This is a genomic window from Salinirussus salinus (assembly GCF_009831455.1).
Taxonomy (GTDB): Archaea; Halobacteriota; Halobacteria; order Halobacteriales; family Haloarculaceae; genus Salinirussus; species Salinirussus salinus.
Genome location: NZ_WOWO01000003.1, coordinates 420,090 through 437,178, shown reverse-complemented (window position 1 = coordinate 437,178; position 17,089 = coordinate 420,090). Strand labels below are relative to the sequence as shown.

Genomic DNA, 17,089 nt, shown 5'->3' with positions numbered 1-17,089 from the left:
GCCGGCTGTGAGGTCAGGCGCGGTTGATGTCGACGTGCCACTCGTCCTCGGTGACCTTCGCGGTCTCGTGGTCGAATCCGCGCTGGTCGAGGACGCCGTACAGCGGCTCGGGCTCGAAGGGGGCGACCAGCCGGAGCCGCTCACCGTCGCCGAGCCCCTCCAGCGCGTCCATGATTTCGTCGAACGGTTCGCCGTCGACCTCGCGAACGTCGAGGAGCGCGTCCGCCTCGCTGGAACCCATGTCCGGGGATCCCGGGTGGGTGGGTATGGACGTTTCCCCGATGACGTTCGCGCCAAAGCCGGGGCATCCACGGCACGACAGGAGGATTCCCGGCCGGTGACATTCGGGACGGGTGTTTTTATACTGGCTCTGGAGTGTTCGATACATGCTCTCGTACGACGACTCAGCGCGAGCCGAGGAACTGGCCGGGCGGGCACGCGACCTGATGGACGAGGTCGTGCTCCCGAAAGAGCGGGAACTGGCCGGCGGGATGACCGCCTCGGAGGGAACCATCGACGAACTCCGCGAGGCAGCCCGCGAATACGGAATCTACGCCCCCCAGATCGAGGAGGAGCACGGCGGGATGGGCGAGGACTTCCGGGACGTGTTGCCGGCCTTCGAGGAGGCCGGCCGGAGCCCGCTGGGGCAGGCCGCGATGCGGGTCGACGCCCCCGACGAGGGGAACATGCACCTGCTGGAGCTGCACGGCACCGACCTCCAGAAGGAGGAGTACCTGGAGCCGCTTGTGGAGGGGGAACTGCGGTCGGGCTTTTCGATGACCGAACCCCAGCCGGGTGCGGGTTCGGACCCGAAGTCGATCCAGACGACCGCCGAGAAAGACGGCGACGAGTGGGTCATCGACGGCCACAAGTGGTGGACCACACAGGGGATCCGCGCGGACATCCTGCTGGTCTTCGCCCGCACCGACCCCGACGCCCACCCCTACGAGGGCTGTTCGGTGTTCATCGTCCCCGCCGAGGCCGACGGCGTCGAGGTCGTCCGGAACATCCCCCACCTCGGCTCGGAGATGACCGGTGCCGGCCACGCCGAGATCAAGTATAACAATGTCCGCGTGCCCGAGGAACACCTGCTCGGCGAGGAGGGGAAGGGGTTCCAGCACGTCCAGGAGCGGCTCGGGCCCGCTCGCCTGACCCACTGCATGCGCTACTCGGGGATGGCCGAGCGGGCGCTCGACATCGCAGCCGCGTACATGAGCGAGCGCGACGCCTTCGGGACGGCTCTCTCGGAGAAGCAGTATCCCCGCTTCGAGCTGGCCGACCAGCGCACCCGGCTCGCCGCCGCCCGGTCGCTGGTCCGGACGGTCGCCGCGGAGATCGCCGCCGGCAACGAGGCCCGCATCGGCGTCTCGATGGCCAAGGTCTTCACCGCCAACGCCACCCAGGAGGCCATCGACACCGCCCTGCAGTTCTGTGGCGGCACCGGCGTCTCCCGTGACCTCCCGCTCGCGGACTTCTACGAGTCGGTCCGTGCGTTCCGGATCGTCGACGGCGCCGACGAGGTCCACCGCCGCACCATCGCCCGCGAGCTGTTCGAGGACGTCCCCGCCGAGGAACTCGAGGCGCTGACCCACTTCGGGGAGTAGGCTTCCCGCCCCGGCCGGCCACACCGGACTCGACTCGTCATGCCGCCGTCGCGGTTCTCCGGCGCGGGCCGTGGACCAGCCAGCCGAGACGCGAATACTAATGTCCCCGCGTCCCAAGACGCCGGTATGGACTTCTCGCTCACCGAAGAGCAACGCCAGATCGAGGAGATGGTCGCGGAGTTCGTCGACGAGGAGGTCGTCCCGCGCGCCAAAGAGATCGACGAGACCGACGAGTTCCCCTGGGACCTGGTCGACCAGATGGCCGACCTGGGGCTGATGGGGATGCCCTTCCCCGAGGAGTACGGCGGTGCCGGCCTTGACTACCACTCCTACCCCATTGCCCTGGAGGAGATCTCCCGGGGCTTGGGCGGGCTCGGGACGGTCGTCGCGGCCCACATCTCGCTTGCCGGAAACATGGTCTACGAGTACGGCACCGACGAACAGAAAGAGGAGTATCTGACCCCCCTCGCGGAGGGCGAGGAGGTCGGCGCCTTCGCGCTCTCGGAGCCCGGCGCGGGCAGCGACGTCCCCGCCATGGAGACGACCGCCGAGAAGGCCGGCGACGAGTACGTCATCGACGGGGGGAAACTGTGGATCTCCAACGGCTCGGTGGCCGACACCGTCACCGTGTTCGCCAAGACCGACCCCGACGCCGGCAACAAGGGCATCTCCTCCTTCATCGTCCGGCCGGAGGAGGACGACGGCTTCGTCGTCGAGGGGACCGAGGACAAGCTCGGCGACAAGGGCTGTCCGACCGCCGAGTTGCGCTTCGACAACATGCACGTCCCCGAGCACCGCCGGCTGGGCGAGGAGGGCCGCGGGTTCGTCCAGGCCCTGGAGACACTGAATGGCGGCCGGATCACCATCGCCGCCCGCTCGGTCGGGATCGCCCAGGCCGCACTCGACGAAGCCCTGGCGTACGCCGGCGAGCGCGAGCAGTTCGGCCAGCGGATCGGCGACTTCCAGGCCATCCAGCACAAGCTCGCGGACATGGACACCAAGACGCGGGCCGCCCGCCTGCTGATGCACTCGGCGGCGGACAGGAAGATCCGCGGCGAGAGCTTCGCCAAGGAAGCCGCCCAGGCGAAACTGTACGCCTCCGAGGTGTCCCGCGAGGTGGCAAACGAGGGCATCCAGATCCACGGCGGCTACGGCTACGTGAAGGACTTCCCGATGGAGCGGTTCTTCCGGGACGCCAAGCTCAACGAGATCTACGAGGGCACCAGCGAGGTGCTCCGGAACACCATCGCCGGCCAGTTGCTGGACTGAGGCCGCGCTCGTTTCCGGCAGCGTCGGGCACTCCGTCGCTGCTCGCGTCGCTCCCCCGGTCCGAAAGCACCCCTATATAAACGGCCGAATGGCTGAGAGAGCGGCTTAGGCCGGTCCCTCGAAAACGGACGGGTGCATGCCGACGACACAGTCCGCAGACGGAACCGAGATCGCCTACGAACGCCACGGCGAGGGGCAACCGCTGTGCCTGCTTCACGGGGGGATGGCCCCGCGGGAGTACTGGCACCCGGTCATCCCGCATCTCGAAGGGTACAGCGCCGTGGTCCCCGAGCGACCGGGCTTTGGTACCTGTCTCGACGACCTGACGGAGACCGGCCCCGAGGACGTGCTGGCGCGCGAGACGGCGTACGTCGACGCGCTCGCGAGCGCGGTCGACGGTGACCCGGTCCTGTTCGGCCACTCCTTCGGCGCGCTCACCGCCGTCGAGGCCGCGACGGAGACGGCGGTCGAGGCCGTCGTCGCCTACGAGCCGGCGGTCCTCCCGGAGGACTACCGCGAGACGGCCGACCTCGCCGCACGGATGGAGGCACTCATCGCCGAGGGGAACCGCCGCGAGGCGGTCAAACGCTACGTCGAGCAGGTACTCCACTCCGACGGCGTCGACGACCTCGACGCGTGGCTGGCGGAGTGGCCCGTCTGGCCCGACTGCGTCGAACTCGCCGAGGAGGTGGTCCGGATGAACCGCGCCGTCGAGCAGTACCGGCTCCCCGACCGGCTCAACGTCGACGCCCCCGTGCTGGTCCTGACCGGTACCGACGGGCCGGACTTCCTCCGCGAGAGCGCCCGCGCCGTCCACGAGGCGCTTCCCCGCAGCCGCCTCGTCGAGTTCGACGGCGTGAGCCACAGCGGCCCGGGCGAGGCACCGGAACTGGTCTCCGCCGAGGTCGACGCCTTCCTCGGGAGATAGCCGGGAGCGGTCGAGCCCGGTCGCGTCGACCACCCCGCCTGTCGCGCACTACTCCGGGAGCGGCGGCCACGTCGTCGCAACGGTCTCCTCGACCAGCTGTGTCTGTGCGCGGCGCAGGCGCTCGGAGGCCGACGACGCGGAGATGTCCAGTTCCGTGGCGACGTCTTCGAGCGACGCCTTCCGCGGGATCTCGAAGTGGCCGAGTTCGTAGGCCGTCCGCAGCGCCTCGCGCTGGCGGTCTGTGAGGCCGTCGCCGGGCGGTTCGGGGTCGCCCGCACGCGTGAGACGGTGCAGACGGAAGCCGGCGTTGCGCTGCCAGAACTCGCGGAAGGCGTCGAACGCCTCCCGGTGGGCGAACCAGCCGGACTGGCGCCAGCCCGTCCGGAGCACCTCGATGCGCTCGATGACGGCGTCGGTCGTCGCCAGCGCTTCGAGTCCCGAGAGGTCGTCGAGGTGTGGCCCGAGGTGTTCCTCGAGGCTCCGGCCCGGCTTGACCTGGTAGCGACGGGTCTCACCCGCCCTGCCGAGGACGGTGTACTCGCCGGCGACGGCGGCGTCCGCCAGGGCGTCCTCGACGGTCTCGCGGTCGCCGTCGGTCACGGAGAGGATGAACAGCGGCAGTTCGTCGTGGTTGAACTGCAGCGTGAGCACCATCGTCGCGTCGGGGACCGTGGACGCGACGCCGACAAAAGGGAGGTGTTCACAGCCGATGTCGAACTCGGCGACCAGCGGCATGGCCGTCCGATGGCCGGTGACGGACAAATGCGTGTCGCTCGGGTCCGGCTACTGCGTGCCGACCATCCGGTCCTCCTCGCCCCAGTACCGGTCGCGGAGCTCGTACTTCTGGACTTTGCCGGTCGCGGTCTCCGGCAGGTCCTCCACGAAGTCCACACTCGATGGCGTCTTGTAGCCGGCCAGCCGGTCGTCACAGAACTCCAGAATGTCCTCCTCGCTGGGGTCGCTGCCGGGTGCGGGGACGACGATGGCCTTGGGCGTCTCGCCCCACTCCTCGCTGGGGACCGGCACCACCGCCGCCTTCCCGACGTCGGGGTGGTCGTAGAGGGTGTCCTCGAGCTCGATCGAGGAGATGTTCTCGCCGCCGGAGATGATGATGTCCTTCTTGCGGTCCTGGATGGCCACCATCCCGTTCTCGTCCCAGACCGCGAGGTCGCCGGTGTGGAAGTAGCCCTCGGCGCGGGCGTTGAAGGCCTCCTCGGTGGCCTCGGGCTTGTTCAGGTACCGGTCCATCACCTGGTTGCCCCGGACGACGATCTCGCCGACCGTCTGGCCGTCCCGGGGGACGTCCTCGCCGTCGTCGTCGACGACCCGGACCTCGGTGCACAGCGTCTCCGAGCCCTGCTTGATCTTCAGGTCGCGACCGTGCTCGGCCAGCCGGCGCGGGGAGTTGGAGGTGGTGATGATCGGGGCGGTCTCGGTGAGCCCGTAGATGTGGATGATCCGCCAGCCGAACTCGTCCTCGACGGTCTCGATGGTCGCGGTGGCGGGCGCGCTCCCCGCGGTCGCGAGCCGCACCTCGCGGTCGCCGGTCGTCCCGATGTCGTGTTCGTCGTGGTACTGGATCAGGTTGTTCAGCACCGTCGGCGCGCCGCACATGAACGTCACGTCGTACTCCCGGACCCGCCGGAAGGTGTCGGCGGCGTCGAAGGTGCGCTGGCAGACGTGGGTCGCGCCCGTCCCCGTCAGCGCGTAGGTGTGCCCCCAGCCGTTGCAGTGGAACATCGGCAGGGTCCACAGGTAGGTGTCGTCGTCGCGGATCTCCATGTGCTGGTTCAGCACCAGGGCGTGCCAGTGTTCGGTCCGGTGCGTCCGCACCACGCCCTTCGGGTCGCCCGTGGTGCCGGAGGTGTAGTTGATGCTGGCGTCGTCGTCCTCGCTGATCTCGGGGCGCTCCGGTGCCTCCGGGGACGCGTCGGCGAGCACCGCCTCGTAGTCCGCCCAGTCGCCGTCGATGTCGTCGGCCTCGTAGCCGACGAAGGTTTCCGCGGGCACCTCGCCGCGGACGGCCTCCACCTTGTGTGCGAAGTCGTAGTCCGCGATGACTGTCGCGGCCTCGCAGTCGTTGAGGATGTAGGAGACGGTGTCGGGCTGGACCCGGTAGTTCAGCGGGACGAAGACGGCCCCGAGCGTGTTGGTCGCGTACAGGGTCTCGATGAAGTAGTGGGTGTTGGGCGCGAGCAGCGCCACCCGGTCGCCCTGCCCGACGCCGCGGGCCGCCAGGGCGTTTGCCAGCCGGTTCACCCGCTCGCCCACCTCGGCGTAGGTGTACTCCGTCCCGTCGTGGGCGACGACTCCCGTCACGTCGTCGTAGATGTCAACCGCGCGGTCCAGGAAGTCGAGCGTCGTCATCTCCTGTTTCATGCTACCACCTACCGCAGCGATCGTGGGCCTGGGTGAAAATGTTGCCCCTTCCGGCGTCAGTCCCCGCCGCTGGGCCACTCGTCGGCTCCGAGCGGCTCTCCGTCGAGGAAGGCCTCGATCCCGGCCTCGGCGTCGGCCGTCGTACACAGCGCGGCGAACTCCTCGTTCGAGTGCGAGAGCGCCTCGGCGTAGGGCATGCCGTCCATCTGGTAGAACGCACGCTTCCCCCGCTGGACGGCCGCCGGGCTCTTTGCGGCGATGGTCTCGGCCAGGTCCATCGCCCCCTCGACGTGCTCGCCGGGCTCGGTCACGCGGTTGAGCAGCCCCCACTCGCGGGCGGTCTCGGCATCTATCAGGTCGCCGGTCAGCAGGAGTTCGAGACACCGCTTGCGGGTGACCGCGCCCATCAGCGGCACCGCCGGGCCCATACAGAAGAGGCCGACCTTCGGCGCGGTCGCGCCCAGCTGCGTCCCCTCCGCGGCGACGGCGAGGTCACACGCCGCCACCAGGCCGATCCCGTTGGCGGCGGCGTGGCCGTGGGCCGCCGCGACGACCGGCGTCTCCATCTCCGCGAGGGTCAGAAAGGGCCGTTCCATCCGGGTCACCCACTCCTCGTACTCGGCCTCGCCGTCGAACTCGCGGTGCTCCGAGAGGTCGATCCCGGCCGAGAAGGCCTCACCCGCACCGTCGACCACGACCGCCCGTACCGCCTCCTCGGCCTCGAGCTCCAGCAGCGCGTCGTCCAGCGCCGTCGCCAGACCGGTGCTGAAGGTGTTCATCGCCTCCGGGCGGTTCAGCGTCACCAGCCCCACGTGGCCCGCTCTGTCGGTCAGGACTGCCTCGCTCCCGGTCGGGTCGTCACTGTCTGCCATACCCTGACGGGGTGTGCCGCGGGAAAAGAAGATTGCGCACGCAGCCGGCGGGACCCGGGACCGGCACCGGGGCGCCCGAGCCGACCCAAAGGGTTAGGACCGCGGCCGGAGACGGGCCCACATGGAGAAAGTCACCATCGACGAGGTCGAAGTCGAGGTCAATCCGCTGGAGGTTCACGACGTGCGCCGCCCGGTCTCGCGGGCGCTCGGCACCGAGCACTTCGCGATGAACTACTTCGAGCTCGCGCCCGGGGACTCCTTCTCCGGCGGCCTGCACACCCACCACGACCAGGAGGAGGTCTTCTACGTCGAATCCGGGACCGCTGAGTTCGCCGTCGGGGAGGAGCGCGAGACGGTGACCGTCGACGCCGGCGAGGTCATCCGCTTTGCCCCCGGCGAGTTCCAGACCGGCTACGTCCCCGAGGACGCCGAGGAGGATGTCGTCGGGTGGGCGCTGGGCGCGCCGGGCGCGAGCCACGACTGGGAGGACCTCGAGTCGATGGTCTACTGCGACGACTGCGGCGAGGAGCGGGCCCACGCGACCGCGCTCACCCGCGAGGGCCGCTTCGAGTTTACCTGCACCGAGTGTGGCACCGAGACCACACTCTGAGTCGGGGCTGGAGTCACAGCTGTGGGGTGCCAAGCGTTTATGTCGCTCCTCGCGCTTGCAGCGAGCGTGTGCCCTCCGCGCGTCCGGGCGGGAGCCGTGCCCGCTGGCACCGGGCCGGGCGCGCCACAGCCCTGACCGATGAAAGATACGCTCACGTCGGCCGCCACCGCCGTGCTCGGGCTGCTGGCGGTCGGGTTCGCCGCCGCGACCCTGACCTCCACGAGCGACAGCTCCGCGGCCGGGTCGGGCGGCGGCGGTGGCGGGGGCAACGGGAGCCTCATCCCCCTGCCCGAGCCCGACCCGGCCGAGCCGACCACGTTCGACGTCCCCTTCGTCGAGTTCATTCTGCTGGCGCTGGTGTTGACCCTCGTCGCGCTGCTGGTCTACGCGGCCGTCTTCGAGCGCGACCTCTTCAGGCGGGTCGTCGCCGTCGCGGTCCCGTTCGTGGTGGCGGGCGTACTCGCCTACCTCCTGTTCGTCGTGCTCGGTGACCTCTCGCTGGGCACCTCACCCGGGCAGCCGGGGTTCATCGGCGGCGGGTCGACGCCCGGCGGCCCGCCGGGTGGCGGCGACGCCGGCGAGACCTCGTCGCCGTCGCTCCCGCTCGGGCTCCTTGCGGTCCTCGGGCTCGCGCTCGCCGGCGTCGTGCTCGTGGTCCGGCGAGTGCAGGGGGAAAGCGGCGAACCGGGTGTCGAAGAGGTCGCCGACCCCGACGACGGCCGGGCAGCGGCGGTCGGGCGGGCGGCCGGGCGCGCAGCCGACCGGCTGGAGTCGGGTGCCGCCGACAACGAGGTCTACCGGGCCTGGCGGGAGATGACCGACCTGCTCGACGTCGAGGAGCCGGAGACGAGCACGCCCGGCGAGTTCGCCGAGGCCGCCGTCGACGCCGGGCTCGGCGGCGAGGACGTCCACGAACTCACCCGGCTGTTCGAGGACGTGCGGTACGGGGACGCCCCCCCGGAGAACTACGAGGACCGGGCAGCCGACGTCTTCCGCCGGATCGAGGCGCAGTACGCGGAGACAGTCGAGGGAGACGACGACGGCGACGACCGACCGGAGGGGAGAGCGTGAACCGCAGGCTCCTCGCGCTCGCGGCGGGGCTGCTCGCGCTGGCGGTCGGCGTGGCCGTCGCCGTCTCGCCGGGGTTGCTGGGTCTCGATTTCGACCGGGCGCTCGTCACCGCGCTGGGCGTGGTGGTGCTCGTACTCGCCGCCCGGCAGGTGACACTCCGCAGCGGGGTCGACCTCGACGAGGCCGTCACGCCCGACCCCGAGTACCGCGTGCCGACGCCGCCACCGGGCGAGGACCTCCGGGACGCACTCGGGGGGTTTTTCGCCGCCGGTCGGCTCCCGTACAACCAGGCGGTCCGGGGGCTCCGGGCCGCGGCCGTCGAGGTGCTCGTCCAGTACGAGGGGCTGAGCGAGGCCGAGGCCGAACGCCGCGTCGAGGAAGGAACCTGGACAGACGACGGCTACGCCGCCGCCTACCTCGCCGGCGAGGACGGCCCGGACCCCCCGTCGCCCGGCCTCCTCCGGCGGGTCGTCGCCGGCGGCGTCCCGAAACACCGGAAGGTGCGCCACGCCGTCAGCGCCATCGCGGAGCGGGCGGGGCTGGACCCCCGGCCCGACGGGGACGCCGCCCCCTTCCCCGGGGAGCCGCCGGAGGGTTTCTCCGCCAGCCCCTTCTCTGTCACCCGCGAGCGGGCCGCCCGGACCGCCGACGGCGGGAGCGCTGCGGAGCGGGACGGCGACGCCGGCCGTCGCGAGGGACACGGCAGGTCCGGGACCGCCGCCGTCCTTCGGGCGGCAGGTCCGACGAACCGCTGGCAGGGGGTCGGCGCCGTTGCCCTCGTGGGCATCGCCGCCGGCGTCCTCACCTCGGAGCCGGCGGCGCTGCTTGCCGGGGCGGCCGGCATCGGCTTCGCCGCCTACGCCCGGGCGACACCGCTGGGGCCCGGTGCGCCCGCAAGCGACGGTCCGGCCGACGGCGGTGAGGCGGCAGAGAAGCTGTCGGTCGGGCGTTCGCTGGACTCCGGGGAACCCGACCCCGGGGAGACCGTCACGGTGACGGTCACCGTCACCAACGAGGGCGACCGCCCGGTCGCGGACGTGCGGGTCGTGGACAGCGTCCCCGAGGGGCTGTCGGTCACCGGGGGGTCGCCGCGCCACGGGACGGCACTTCGGGCCGGCGAGGACGTGACCTTCGAGTACGAGGTCGGGGCGGGCCGGGGCGTCCACACGTTCGGTCCCGCCGCGGTGATAGCCAAGGACCTGACCGGGAGCGTCGAGGAGACCCGGCTGGTCGGCCCGGAGACGACGGTGACGTGCCGGCCGACGCTGCGGCCGACGACCGAGCCGGTCCCGCTGCGCCAGCGGGCCGCTCGCTTCGCCGGGCGGGTCGAGACCGACACCGCCGGCGCCGGCCTGGAGTTCTACGCCACCCGGGAGTACCGCCCCGGCGACGCGCTGAGCCGGGTGGACTGGAACCGGCGGGCCCGGACGGGCGAGCTCAGCACCGTCGAGTTCCGCTCCGAGCAGGCCGCCACGGTGATGGTCGTGGTCGACGCCCGCGACCCCTCCTACGCCGCGCCCGACCCGGACACGCCCCACGCGCTCGACCGCGGGGTGGAGGCTGCCGGCCGGCTCTACGGCTCGCTGACCGCGACGGGCAACCAGGTCGGCGTCGCCGCGTTTCCCTCGGCGACCTGCTGGCTCGCACCCGGCGCCGGCGTCGAGCACGAGAAGCGGGTCCGCGAGCTGCTCGCCACCCACCCCGACCTCTCGCCGGTGCCCCGCGAGGACGCGATGACGGTCGCGGCGGGGCGGAGCCGCCTGCGCCGGCGGCTCTCGGCGGGGACGCAGGTGGTCTTCGTCTCGCCGCTGTGTGACGGCCGCGGGGCCGACCTGGCCCGGTGGCTCGACGAGTACGGCTACCCGGTGACGGTGCTCAGTCCCGACCCGACGGCCGACCGGACCGCCGGCCACCGGCTCGCGCGGGTCGCCCGCGGACTCCGGCTGCGCGAACTCCGGGGCCGGGGGATCCCCGTCGTCGACTGGGCGGCCGACGAGCCGGTCGACCTCGCGCTCGCGCGCTCGAACCGCCGGGAGGGACCATGACGGACGAGAGGGCGACGGACGGGCGGTCGGTCGACCCGGCTGCCGACGCCGAGGGAGCGCCCGACACCGGGACGGTGACGGTCGACCGCCGCCCCAGTCGGACAGGGGCCGGCCTCGCCCTGGTGCCCGCGCTGGTCGCCGCGCTGGCCGGCGGGCTCTACACCTCGCCCGGCCTGCTCGTCGGCGTGGCCGGCCTCCTCGGGCTCGCGGCGGGGCTGGCACGCGGGTCGCGGACGGCGGTGACACTCGGCGCGAGTGGCCTGTTCGCCGGCGCAGTCCTCGCGGGGGCGGAGGGCGCCCCGGTCGGGCCGGTACTGGTCGGCGCGGCGGCCGCGGCCGTCGCCTGGGACGTCGCCACGACCGCAGTGAGCGTCGGCGAGCAGCTCGGCCGCGACGCCGGGACGGAGCGACTGGAGGCGACCCGCGCGCTCGCGAGCGCCGGCGTCGGCGTCGTGACCGTCGGGCTCTCCTACGGGGTCTACCTGGCCGGCGCCGGCGGCCGACCGGTGGCGGCGCTGCTCTTTTTGCTCGTGGCCGCGGTCCTGCTGGTCGCGGCGCTCGACTAGTCGACCGTCGGGACCGGCACCTCGTCGAGGACGTCCTCGACGACCGACTCCCTGGCGACGTCGTTGACGCGGGCGTCGGCGGTCAGCACGAGCCGGTGGGCGAGCACCGGACGGGCGACCGCCGTCACGTGGTCGGGCGTGACGTACTCCCGGCCCTCGATCACAGCTCGAGAGCGGGCGGCCTCGAACAGCCGCTGCGTTCCCCGGGGGGAGACACCGACGGTGACGCGGGGGTCCTCGCGTGTTTCCCGGCAGACCGCCGAGATGTAGTCGACCAGGTCGTCCTCGACCCGGACCGCCTCGGGGACGCGCTGGAGCGCCGTGACCCCTTCGGCGGAGAGGACCGGCTCGACGGAGGGGCTGCGCGCCGAGCGGTCGGCCCGGCGGTAGAGCAGCTCCCGCTCGCCCTCGGCGTCGGGGTAGCCGATGCTCGCCTTCGCGACGAACCGGTCGACCTGGGCCTCCGGGAGCTCGAAGGTCCCCTCCTGCTCGACGGGGTTCTGGGTCGCGATGACGAAGAAGGGGTCGGGCAGGTCGCGAGTCTCGCCGTCCGTCGTCACCTGCCCTTCCTCCATGGCCTCCAGCAGGGCCGACTGCGTCTTTGGCGGCGCACGGTTGATCTCGTCTGCGAGGACGACGTTCGCGAAGAGGGGGCCCTCGTTGAACTCGAAGGTCCGGTCGCGCTCGTTGAAGACGTGCGTGCCCGTCAGGTCCGCGGGCAGGAGGTCGGGGGTGAACTGCACCCGCGAGAAGGACATGCCGAGCGCCGTCGCGATGCTCCGGGCGGTCAGCGTCTTGCCGGTGCCGGGGACGTCCTCCAGCAGGACGTGTCCCCGCGAGAGAATGCCCAGAAAGACGGTTTCCAGGAACGGGCGGCCGGTGACGACCGCGGCCTCCACCTCGGTGAAGACCTCCTCACAGCGTCGGCTCGCCTCCTCGATGTCCATGTCCCTTCGAGCGCCCGTCGACAAGAAAAGGTTGTCCTCCGGGCGGCTCCGGCCGGCCCGGGTCTACATCTCCGGGTATTCGGTCTCCTTGCAGGTGATGAATTCCAGCACCGCCGGCGTCCCCTGTTCGGTCCGCTCGATGCCCCGCTCGATGGCGGGCACGATGTTCTCGGGTTGCTCGACGCGCTCGCCGTAGCCGCCGAAGGCCTCGGCCATGTCGGCGTAGTTGCCCGAGATGTCGGTCGTGTCGAACTTCTCGGTCGCGGTCGGGAGCAGGTCGATCTCGCAGGCCATCGAGAAGTTGTTGAACAGTATCGAGAGGATCGGTATCTCCTCGCGGACGGCGGTCTCGAAATCCATCCCGGTCATCCCGATGGCGGCGTCGCCCCAGACGTTGATACAGAGCTTGTCGGGGTGGGCGAGCTTCGCGCCCATCGCCAGCCCGAGCCCGTAGCCGAGCTGGGTGGTCTTCCCCCAGCCGATGTAGGAAAGCGGCTCCTCGGGCTGCCAGAAGGGGGCGAGCTGGTCGCGGGGGCTGCCCGAGTCGTGGGTGATGACCGTCTCGCTCACGTCGACGGTCTCCTGGAGGTCGTGGATGACGCGGTACGGCGTCAGGGGCACCTCCTCGGAGGTGAGCTTGTCCTCCCACTCCTCGAGGAAGGCCTCCTGCCGGTCGGCGATATCCTCGGCGAGGTCGTCGTAACGGCCCCGGCCGCCGTCGATTCGGCCGTCGAGTTCCCCGTGGAGCGCGTCGAGGGTCAGCTTGGCGTCTCCGACCAGCGCGAGGTCGGCGGCCAGCCCCTTGTCGATGTCCGCCGGGTCCAGCGTCGAGTGGACGATGGTCGCATCCTCAGGCATGTCGGCGGCGTAGAGGGTACGGGTAAACGAACAGCCGACCCCGAATATCAGGTCGGCTTCCTCGAGGTACTCCCGGACGGGCGTGGGCATCGAGCGCGCCCCCACACCCAGCGAGAGCGGATGGGTCTCGGGGAAGGCGCTTTTCCCCTGGAGGCTGGTGGCGACCGGCGCCTCCAGCAGTTCGGCGACCTCCCGGAGTGCGTCCCAGGCCTCGGCGTAGTGGACACCCTGGCCGGCCCAGATGACCGGGTCCTCCGCATCCAGGAGCGCGTCGGCCACCTCGGGGACCCGCCGGGGGTCCGGCGCCGGGCGGTTCTCGGTCGGCGGGCTGTACTCGATGTCCCCGACCTCCTCGCCGAAGACATCCATCGGGAACTCCACGAGCGCAGGCCGGGGGCGGCCGTTGCGGGCGCTGTTGAACGCGCGCCGGACGGCGTTGACCGCCTCGTCGGGGTCGGTGACCTGCTCGCAGGTCTTGGTCACCTGGTCGTAGTTGTCGGAGGCGTCGAAGTTGGGGTCGACCTCGGTCTTGCTGCGCTCGTAGCCCATCGGCAGCACGACCAGCGGGACGGAGTCGCCGTAGGCCTGCGCGACCCCCGGAAAGGCGTTCTCGGCGCCGGGGCCGAACTGCATGCAGAAGACGCCGATCTCCTCGCCTGCGGTGGTGCGGGAGAAGGCGTCGGCCATGTGCAGCCCGACCCGCTCCTGGCGGACGGGGATGGGGCGGATGTCGACGGCCGCGGCGGCCTCGATGATGGGGTTGATCGGGTAGGTGAACAGGTACTCCACGCCCTCCTCCTTGAGGGTGTGCGCGACGGCCTGGGCGACGTTCATGCGCCCACCTGTGCCGGGCCGTTCCATAACTGTTGGGACGGCGGGCTAGGTCGTATCTAGTCACGCAATCGTACTGCCAGAGGGACTGAAAACAGCAAGAGAGCCCCGGCCTGTTCGACTCGGGGGACTCGCTGCGCGCTTCGCTCCCTACGGTCGCTGCAGTGCTTGCGTCACCGGGAGAGCTTCGCTCTCCCGAGCTCACAGCGGCTGCGCCGCCGTGAACGCCCGCCATCGTCGAACAGGCCGCCCCTTTCAGTCCCGCCCAGCCTGGACAGCCAAATTGGGCGGGACTGAAAGGGGCCGCTCGCTCGGCGTCTGAGACGACGCAAGCACCGCAGGCGAGCGAAGCGAGCCGAGGAGCGCAGCGAGTCGGAATAGCCGAGCGAGCGGGGGCTTTCTTGCTGTTCTCGGTACCCGTAGCAGCACGAATCCCTAACTAAACACGACCGGGGACAGGACTAAGACGGCGCCGCGGGAGGGTGGCGTATGGGACGGATCGACAGTGACGCACTCGAGCGGTTCGCGGCCGCGGTGCTGGCCGAGACCGGTGCCGACGAGGGGGTCGCGGAGACGGTCGCGGCCTCGCTGGTCGCGGCGGACCTGCGCGGGCACCCCTCACACGGCGTCCAGCTCATCCCCGACTACTTCGGGTGGGCCTTCGAGGGACATCTGGAGCCCGCAGCGCGCCACGAGGTCGTCGCCGACCGCGGGGGAGCAGTCCACGTCGACGGCAACCACGCCTTCGGCCACGCGGTCGCCCGCGCGGCGACCGACCTCGCCATCGACCGCGTGCGCGAGGGCGACCATCCGTCGGTAACGGTCGGGCTCCGGAAGGCCACCCACATCGGCCGCGTGGGCTGGTTCGCCGAGCAGGCTGCCGCCGCCGGGCTGGGCTTCGTCGGCTTCACGAACATGACCTCGGGCAACCCGGTCGCGCCGGCCGGCAGCGCCGAACGGAAGTTCGGCACCAACCCCCTGACCTTCGGGCTGCCCGGCTTCGACGCGCTCGACCACCCCGTCGTGATGGACATGGCGACCAGCCAGGTGGCCTACGGGAAGGTCAACGTCCGGCAGATGGCCGGCGAGTCGGACTCGATCGACCCCGAGTGGACCGTCGACGAGGCCGGCGAGCCGGTGCTCGACCCCGACGAGTTCAACGAGGAAGAACGGGGCGCGCTGGCGCCGCTCGGTGGCCAGACCGCGGGCTACAAGGGGACGGGACTGATGCTCGTCGCGGAGCTGTTCGCGGCGACCTGGAGCGACAGCCCCGTCACGCCACAGCCCGACTCCCGGTACGAGAACGCCGCCGCCTTCACCGTCTTCGACCCGCTTGCGTTCACCACCCGGGAGGCCCACGAGGCTCGCCTGCTCGCCTTGGAGGAGTATCTCGACGAGACGGAGTACTCCGATGCCATCAGCGCCGGCACCGGGACCCGGGTCGACCGGGCCTACCTCCCCGGCCGGATGGAACACGACGTCAAAGCCGAGTACGAGCGCGAGGGGATCCCCGTTCCCGAGCGGATCCGCGAGCAGCTCGCGGACCTGGCCCGCGAGCACGGCGTCGACGAGAACATCGTCGCGCCCGTGGCGCCCGAGTAGCGGCAAGCAGGGAAGTGGGGCCGCCGGGCGCTGCCCGCCTATCTGAACGGCCCCTCGTCGCCCGTGGCCTCCTCGGGGATGACTTTCCCGGGGTTGATGATCCCCTGTGGGTCGATGGCCTGCTTGACCGCGCGCATCATCGCCAGGCCGACGGGGCCGTGTTCGCGCTCCATGTGGGCGCGTTTCTCGTGTTGCCCGGTGCCGTGCTCGCCGGTGATGGTCCCGCCGAGTTCGATAGTGCGCTCGAAGATGCGGTCGGTCACCTCGCGAGCGCGCTCGATGGCCTCGGGGTCGTCCTTCGGTGTGAGGATACCGCCGTGGACGTTGCCGTCGCCGGCGTGGCCGAACCAGAAGGACTCGAAGCCGGCCTCGCTGGCCGCCTCCTTCGCGAAGCGGATGATCTCCGGGTAGGCGCTGATCGGGACGACGATGTCCTCCGGCCCCACCGGGATCCGGTCGGGGTCGTACTCGTTGACCGCGTAGGCCAGGTCGTGACGGGCCGCCCAGAGTTCCTCCATCTCGGCCTCGTCCTCGGCGACCTCGAAGCGCTCGACGCCGTGGCTCTCCAGCACCGCCTCGAAGAAGGCGACCTCCTCGTCGACCCCGTGGTTGGCGTGGAACTCGAAGAAGACCAGCGGCTTGTCCGGGAGATCCGTATCCGAGTAGGCGTTCGCGACTTTCGCGGTGGTGTCATCCAGCAGTTCGATGGCCGCCAGGTCCACGCCGGACTGGACGGCGTCGTGGACGGCGGCGGTGGCGTCGTCGAGCGAGTCGAACACGGCCCGCCCTGCGCGGGTCTGCTCGGGGATGCCCGCCAGCTGCATCGTCGCGCGCGTGATGATCCCCAGGGTGCCCTCGCTGCCGACAAACAGGTCCTTGAGGTTGTAGCCGCTGGAGGACTTGACGGCCTTGCTCCCCACCTCGACGACCGAGCCGTCCGCGAGCACCACCTCGAGTTCGAGCACCCAGTCGCCGACCTTGCCGTACCTGACGGTGTTCATCCCGGAGGCGTCCGTCGAGAGCATCCCGCCGATGGTCGAGATGTCCCCCGACGTCGGCAGCGAGGGCAGCGTCAGCCCGTAGCTAGCGAGCGCCTCGTTGAGGTCCTCGCCGACCATGCCGGGCTGAACGTCCACCTGAAGGTCGTCGGGCCGGACCTCCAGGACCCGGTTCATCCGGGTGGTGTCGAGGCTGATCCCCCGCTGGGCGGGGGTCGCGCCGCCGCTGAGCCCGGTCCCGGCGGCGTAGGGCGTGACCGGGACGCCGCGCTCGGCGGCGGCCGCAACGATGTTCGAGACGTCCTCGGTCGACTCGGGGAAGACGACGACGTCCGGTCGGACCTGTTCGTCCTCTGCGGTCCCCCAGTCGCCGGCGTGGTTCTCTGCCGCGGAGTCGCCGAAGGAGACCTGCTCGTCGGGCAACAGGTCCGCGACGAACGAGCAGTCGTACCCGCCCTCTCGGTCGTGAGCCGTTGTCATGGTTGGGACAGGGCCGCGCGCCTACTTGA

General features: G+C 71.1%; 15 protein-coding genes. 8 read left to right on the top strand and 7 right to left on the bottom strand.

The annotated features are described in order from the left end of the window. Positions 1 to 13: 13 nt before the first annotated feature. Entirely contained in the window at positions 14 to 241 is a 228-nt protein-coding gene (locus tag GN153_RS12145; RefSeq protein WP_159903144.1) for a DUF2249 domain-containing protein, read from the bottom strand. A 145-nt stretch (positions 242 to 386) separates the two neighbouring features. Between GN153_RS12145 and GN153_RS12140 the strand changes: the two genes are divergently transcribed. The 3 genes from GN153_RS12140 (at position 387) to GN153_RS12130 (ending at position 3,801) form a co-directional block, all read left to right on the top strand. Continuing rightward, complete coding sequence (locus tag GN153_RS12140) at positions 387 to 1,604, top strand: acyl-CoA dehydrogenase family protein (RefSeq protein ID WP_159903142.1); 1,218 nt, start codon at positions 387 to 389, stop codon at positions 1,602 to 1,604. A 126-nt stretch (positions 1,605 to 1,730) separates the two neighbouring features. Next, a complete protein-coding gene (locus GN153_RS12135) occupies positions 1,731 to 2,873 on the top strand; it encodes an acyl-CoA dehydrogenase (RefSeq protein WP_159903140.1) in 1,143 nt (380 codons plus the stop codon). 136 nt (positions 2,874 to 3,009) lie between these two features. Further along, entirely contained in the window at positions 3,010 to 3,801 is a 792-nt protein-coding gene (locus GN153_RS12130) for an alpha/beta fold hydrolase (protein ID WP_159903138.1), read from the top strand. A gap of 48 nt (positions 3,802 to 3,849) precedes the next feature. Here the strand turns inward: GN153_RS12130 and GN153_RS12125 are convergent, their stop codons facing one another. Genes GN153_RS12125 through GN153_RS12115 form a run of 3 tightly spaced genes read right to left on the bottom strand, consistent with a single transcriptional unit; the run spans position 3,850 to position 7,052 of the window. Continuing rightward, on the bottom strand, positions 3,850 to 4,536 hold the full coding sequence (locus tag GN153_RS12125) for a helix-turn-helix domain-containing protein (protein WP_159903136.1): 687 nt from the start codon (positions 4,534 to 4,536) through the stop codon (positions 3,850 to 3,852). 48 nt (positions 4,537 to 4,584) lie between these two features. Next, positions 4,585 to 6,180, bottom strand: coding sequence for a long-chain-fatty-acid--CoA ligase (locus GN153_RS12120; RefSeq protein WP_159903134.1), 1,596 nt, complete (start codon positions 6,178 to 6,180; stop codon positions 4,585 to 4,587). Positions 6,181 to 6,236: 56 nt separating this feature from the next. Beyond that, complete coding sequence (locus tag GN153_RS12115; protein WP_159903132.1) at positions 6,237 to 7,052, bottom strand: enoyl-CoA hydratase/isomerase family protein; 816 nt, start codon at positions 7,050 to 7,052, stop codon at positions 6,237 to 6,239. A gap of 121 nt (positions 7,053 to 7,173) precedes the next feature. On the opposite strand from GN153_RS12115, the gene GN153_RS12110 reads away from it, so the two are divergent. The 4 genes from GN153_RS12110 (at position 7,174) to GN153_RS12095 (ending at position 11,344) form a co-directional block, all read left to right on the top strand. Continuing rightward, complete coding sequence (locus tag GN153_RS12110) at positions 7,174 to 7,662, top strand: cupin domain-containing protein (RefSeq protein ID WP_159903130.1); 489 nt, start codon at positions 7,174 to 7,176, stop codon at positions 7,660 to 7,662. A 138-nt stretch (positions 7,663 to 7,800) separates the two neighbouring features. Beyond that, positions 7,801 to 8,733, top strand: a complete 933-nt coding sequence (locus GN153_RS12105; RefSeq protein WP_159903128.1) for a DUF4129 domain-containing protein — start codon at positions 7,801 to 7,803, stop codon at positions 8,731 to 8,733. Further along, positions 8,730 to 10,778 carry a DUF58 domain-containing protein gene (locus GN153_RS17705; protein ID WP_159903126.1) on the top strand — a complete coding sequence of 683 codons (2,049 nt, stop codon included), beginning with the start codon at positions 8,730 to 8,732 and terminating at the stop codon, positions 10,776 to 10,778. The genes GN153_RS12105 and GN153_RS17705 overlap by 4 nt, the downstream gene beginning before the upstream one ends. Beyond that, the gene (locus GN153_RS12095) at positions 10,775 to 11,344 is read left to right on the top strand and encodes a DUF7519 family protein (protein ID WP_159903124.1); all 570 of its coding nucleotides are present in this window, start codon (positions 10,775 to 10,777) and stop codon (positions 11,342 to 11,344) included. The genes GN153_RS17705 and GN153_RS12095 overlap by 4 nt, the downstream gene beginning before the upstream one ends. Here the strand turns inward: GN153_RS12095 and GN153_RS12090 are convergent. Continuing rightward, entirely contained in the window at positions 11,341 to 12,291 is a 951-nt protein-coding gene (locus GN153_RS12090) for an AAA family ATPase (protein WP_159903122.1), read from the bottom strand. The genes GN153_RS12095 and GN153_RS12090 overlap by 4 nt on opposite strands. Positions 12,292 to 12,354: 63 nt before the next feature. After that, positions 12,355 to 13,983, bottom strand: coding sequence for a thiamine pyrophosphate-requiring protein (locus GN153_RS12085; protein WP_159903120.1), 1,629 nt, complete (start codon positions 13,981 to 13,983; stop codon positions 12,355 to 12,357). A gap of 486 nt (positions 13,984 to 14,469) precedes the next feature. Between GN153_RS12085 and GN153_RS12080 the strand changes: the two genes are divergently transcribed. Then, positions 14,470 to 15,582 carry an Ldh family oxidoreductase gene (locus GN153_RS12080; RefSeq protein WP_159903118.1) on the top strand — a complete coding sequence of 371 codons (1,113 nt, stop codon included), beginning with the start codon at positions 14,470 to 14,472 and terminating at the stop codon, positions 15,580 to 15,582. 38 nt (positions 15,583 to 15,620) lie between these two features. Here the strand turns inward: GN153_RS12080 and GN153_RS12075 are convergent, their stop codons facing one another. Then, the gene (locus tag GN153_RS12075; protein ID WP_159903116.1) at positions 15,621 to 17,060 is read right to left on the bottom strand and encodes an FAD-binding oxidoreductase; all 1,440 of its coding nucleotides are present in this window, start codon (positions 17,058 to 17,060) and stop codon (positions 15,621 to 15,623) included. Positions 17,061 to 17,089: the final 29 nt, after the last annotated feature.

Excerpts from the sequence above, each read along its gene's own strand:
- GN153_RS12090 (WP_159903122.1), bottom strand. The coding sequence starts at position 12,291 with ATGGACATCGAGGAGGCGAGCCGACGCTGTGAGGAGGTCTTCACCGAG.
- GN153_RS12120 (WP_159903134.1), bottom strand. The coding sequence starts at position 6,180 with ATGAAACAGGAGATGACGACGCTCGACTTCCTGGACCGCGCGGTTGAC.
- GN153_RS12145 (WP_159903144.1), bottom strand. The coding sequence starts at position 241 with ATGGGTTCCAGCGAGGCGGACGCGCTCCTCGACGTTCGCGAGGTCGAC.
- GN153_RS12125 (WP_159903136.1), bottom strand. The coding sequence starts at position 4,536 with ATGCCGCTGGTCGCCGAGTTCGACATCGGCTGTGAACACCTCCCTTTT.
- GN153_RS12080 (WP_159903118.1), top strand. The coding sequence starts at position 14,470 with ATGGGACGGATCGACAGTGACGCACTCGAGCGGTTCGCGGCCGCGGTG.
- GN153_RS12115 (WP_159903132.1), bottom strand. The coding sequence starts at position 7,052 with ATGGCAGACAGTGACGACCCGACCGGGAGCGAGGCAGTCCTGACCGAC.
- GN153_RS12130 (WP_159903138.1), top strand. The coding sequence starts at position 3,010 with ATGCCGACGACACAGTCCGCAGACGGAACCGAGATCGCCTACGAACGC.
- GN153_RS12095 (WP_159903124.1), top strand. The coding sequence starts at position 10,775 with ATGACGGACGAGAGGGCGACGGACGGGCGGTCGGTCGACCCGGCTGCC.
- GN153_RS12105 (WP_159903128.1), top strand. The coding sequence starts at position 7,801 with ATGAAAGATACGCTCACGTCGGCCGCCACCGCCGTGCTCGGGCTGCTG.
- GN153_RS12085 (WP_159903120.1), bottom strand. The coding sequence starts at position 13,983 with ATGAACGTCGCCCAGGCCGTCGCGCACACCCTCAAGGAGGAGGGCGTG.
- GN153_RS12110 (WP_159903130.1), top strand. The coding sequence starts at position 7,174 with ATGGAGAAAGTCACCATCGACGAGGTCGAAGTCGAGGTCAATCCGCTG.
- GN153_RS12075 (WP_159903116.1), bottom strand. The coding sequence starts at position 17,060 with ATGACAACGGCTCACGACCGAGAGGGCGGGTACGACTGCTCGTTCGTC.
- GN153_RS12140 (WP_159903142.1), top strand. The coding sequence starts at position 387 with ATGCTCTCGTACGACGACTCAGCGCGAGCCGAGGAACTGGCCGGGCGG.
- GN153_RS12135 (WP_159903140.1), top strand. The coding sequence starts at position 1,731 with ATGGACTTCTCGCTCACCGAAGAGCAACGCCAGATCGAGGAGATGGTC.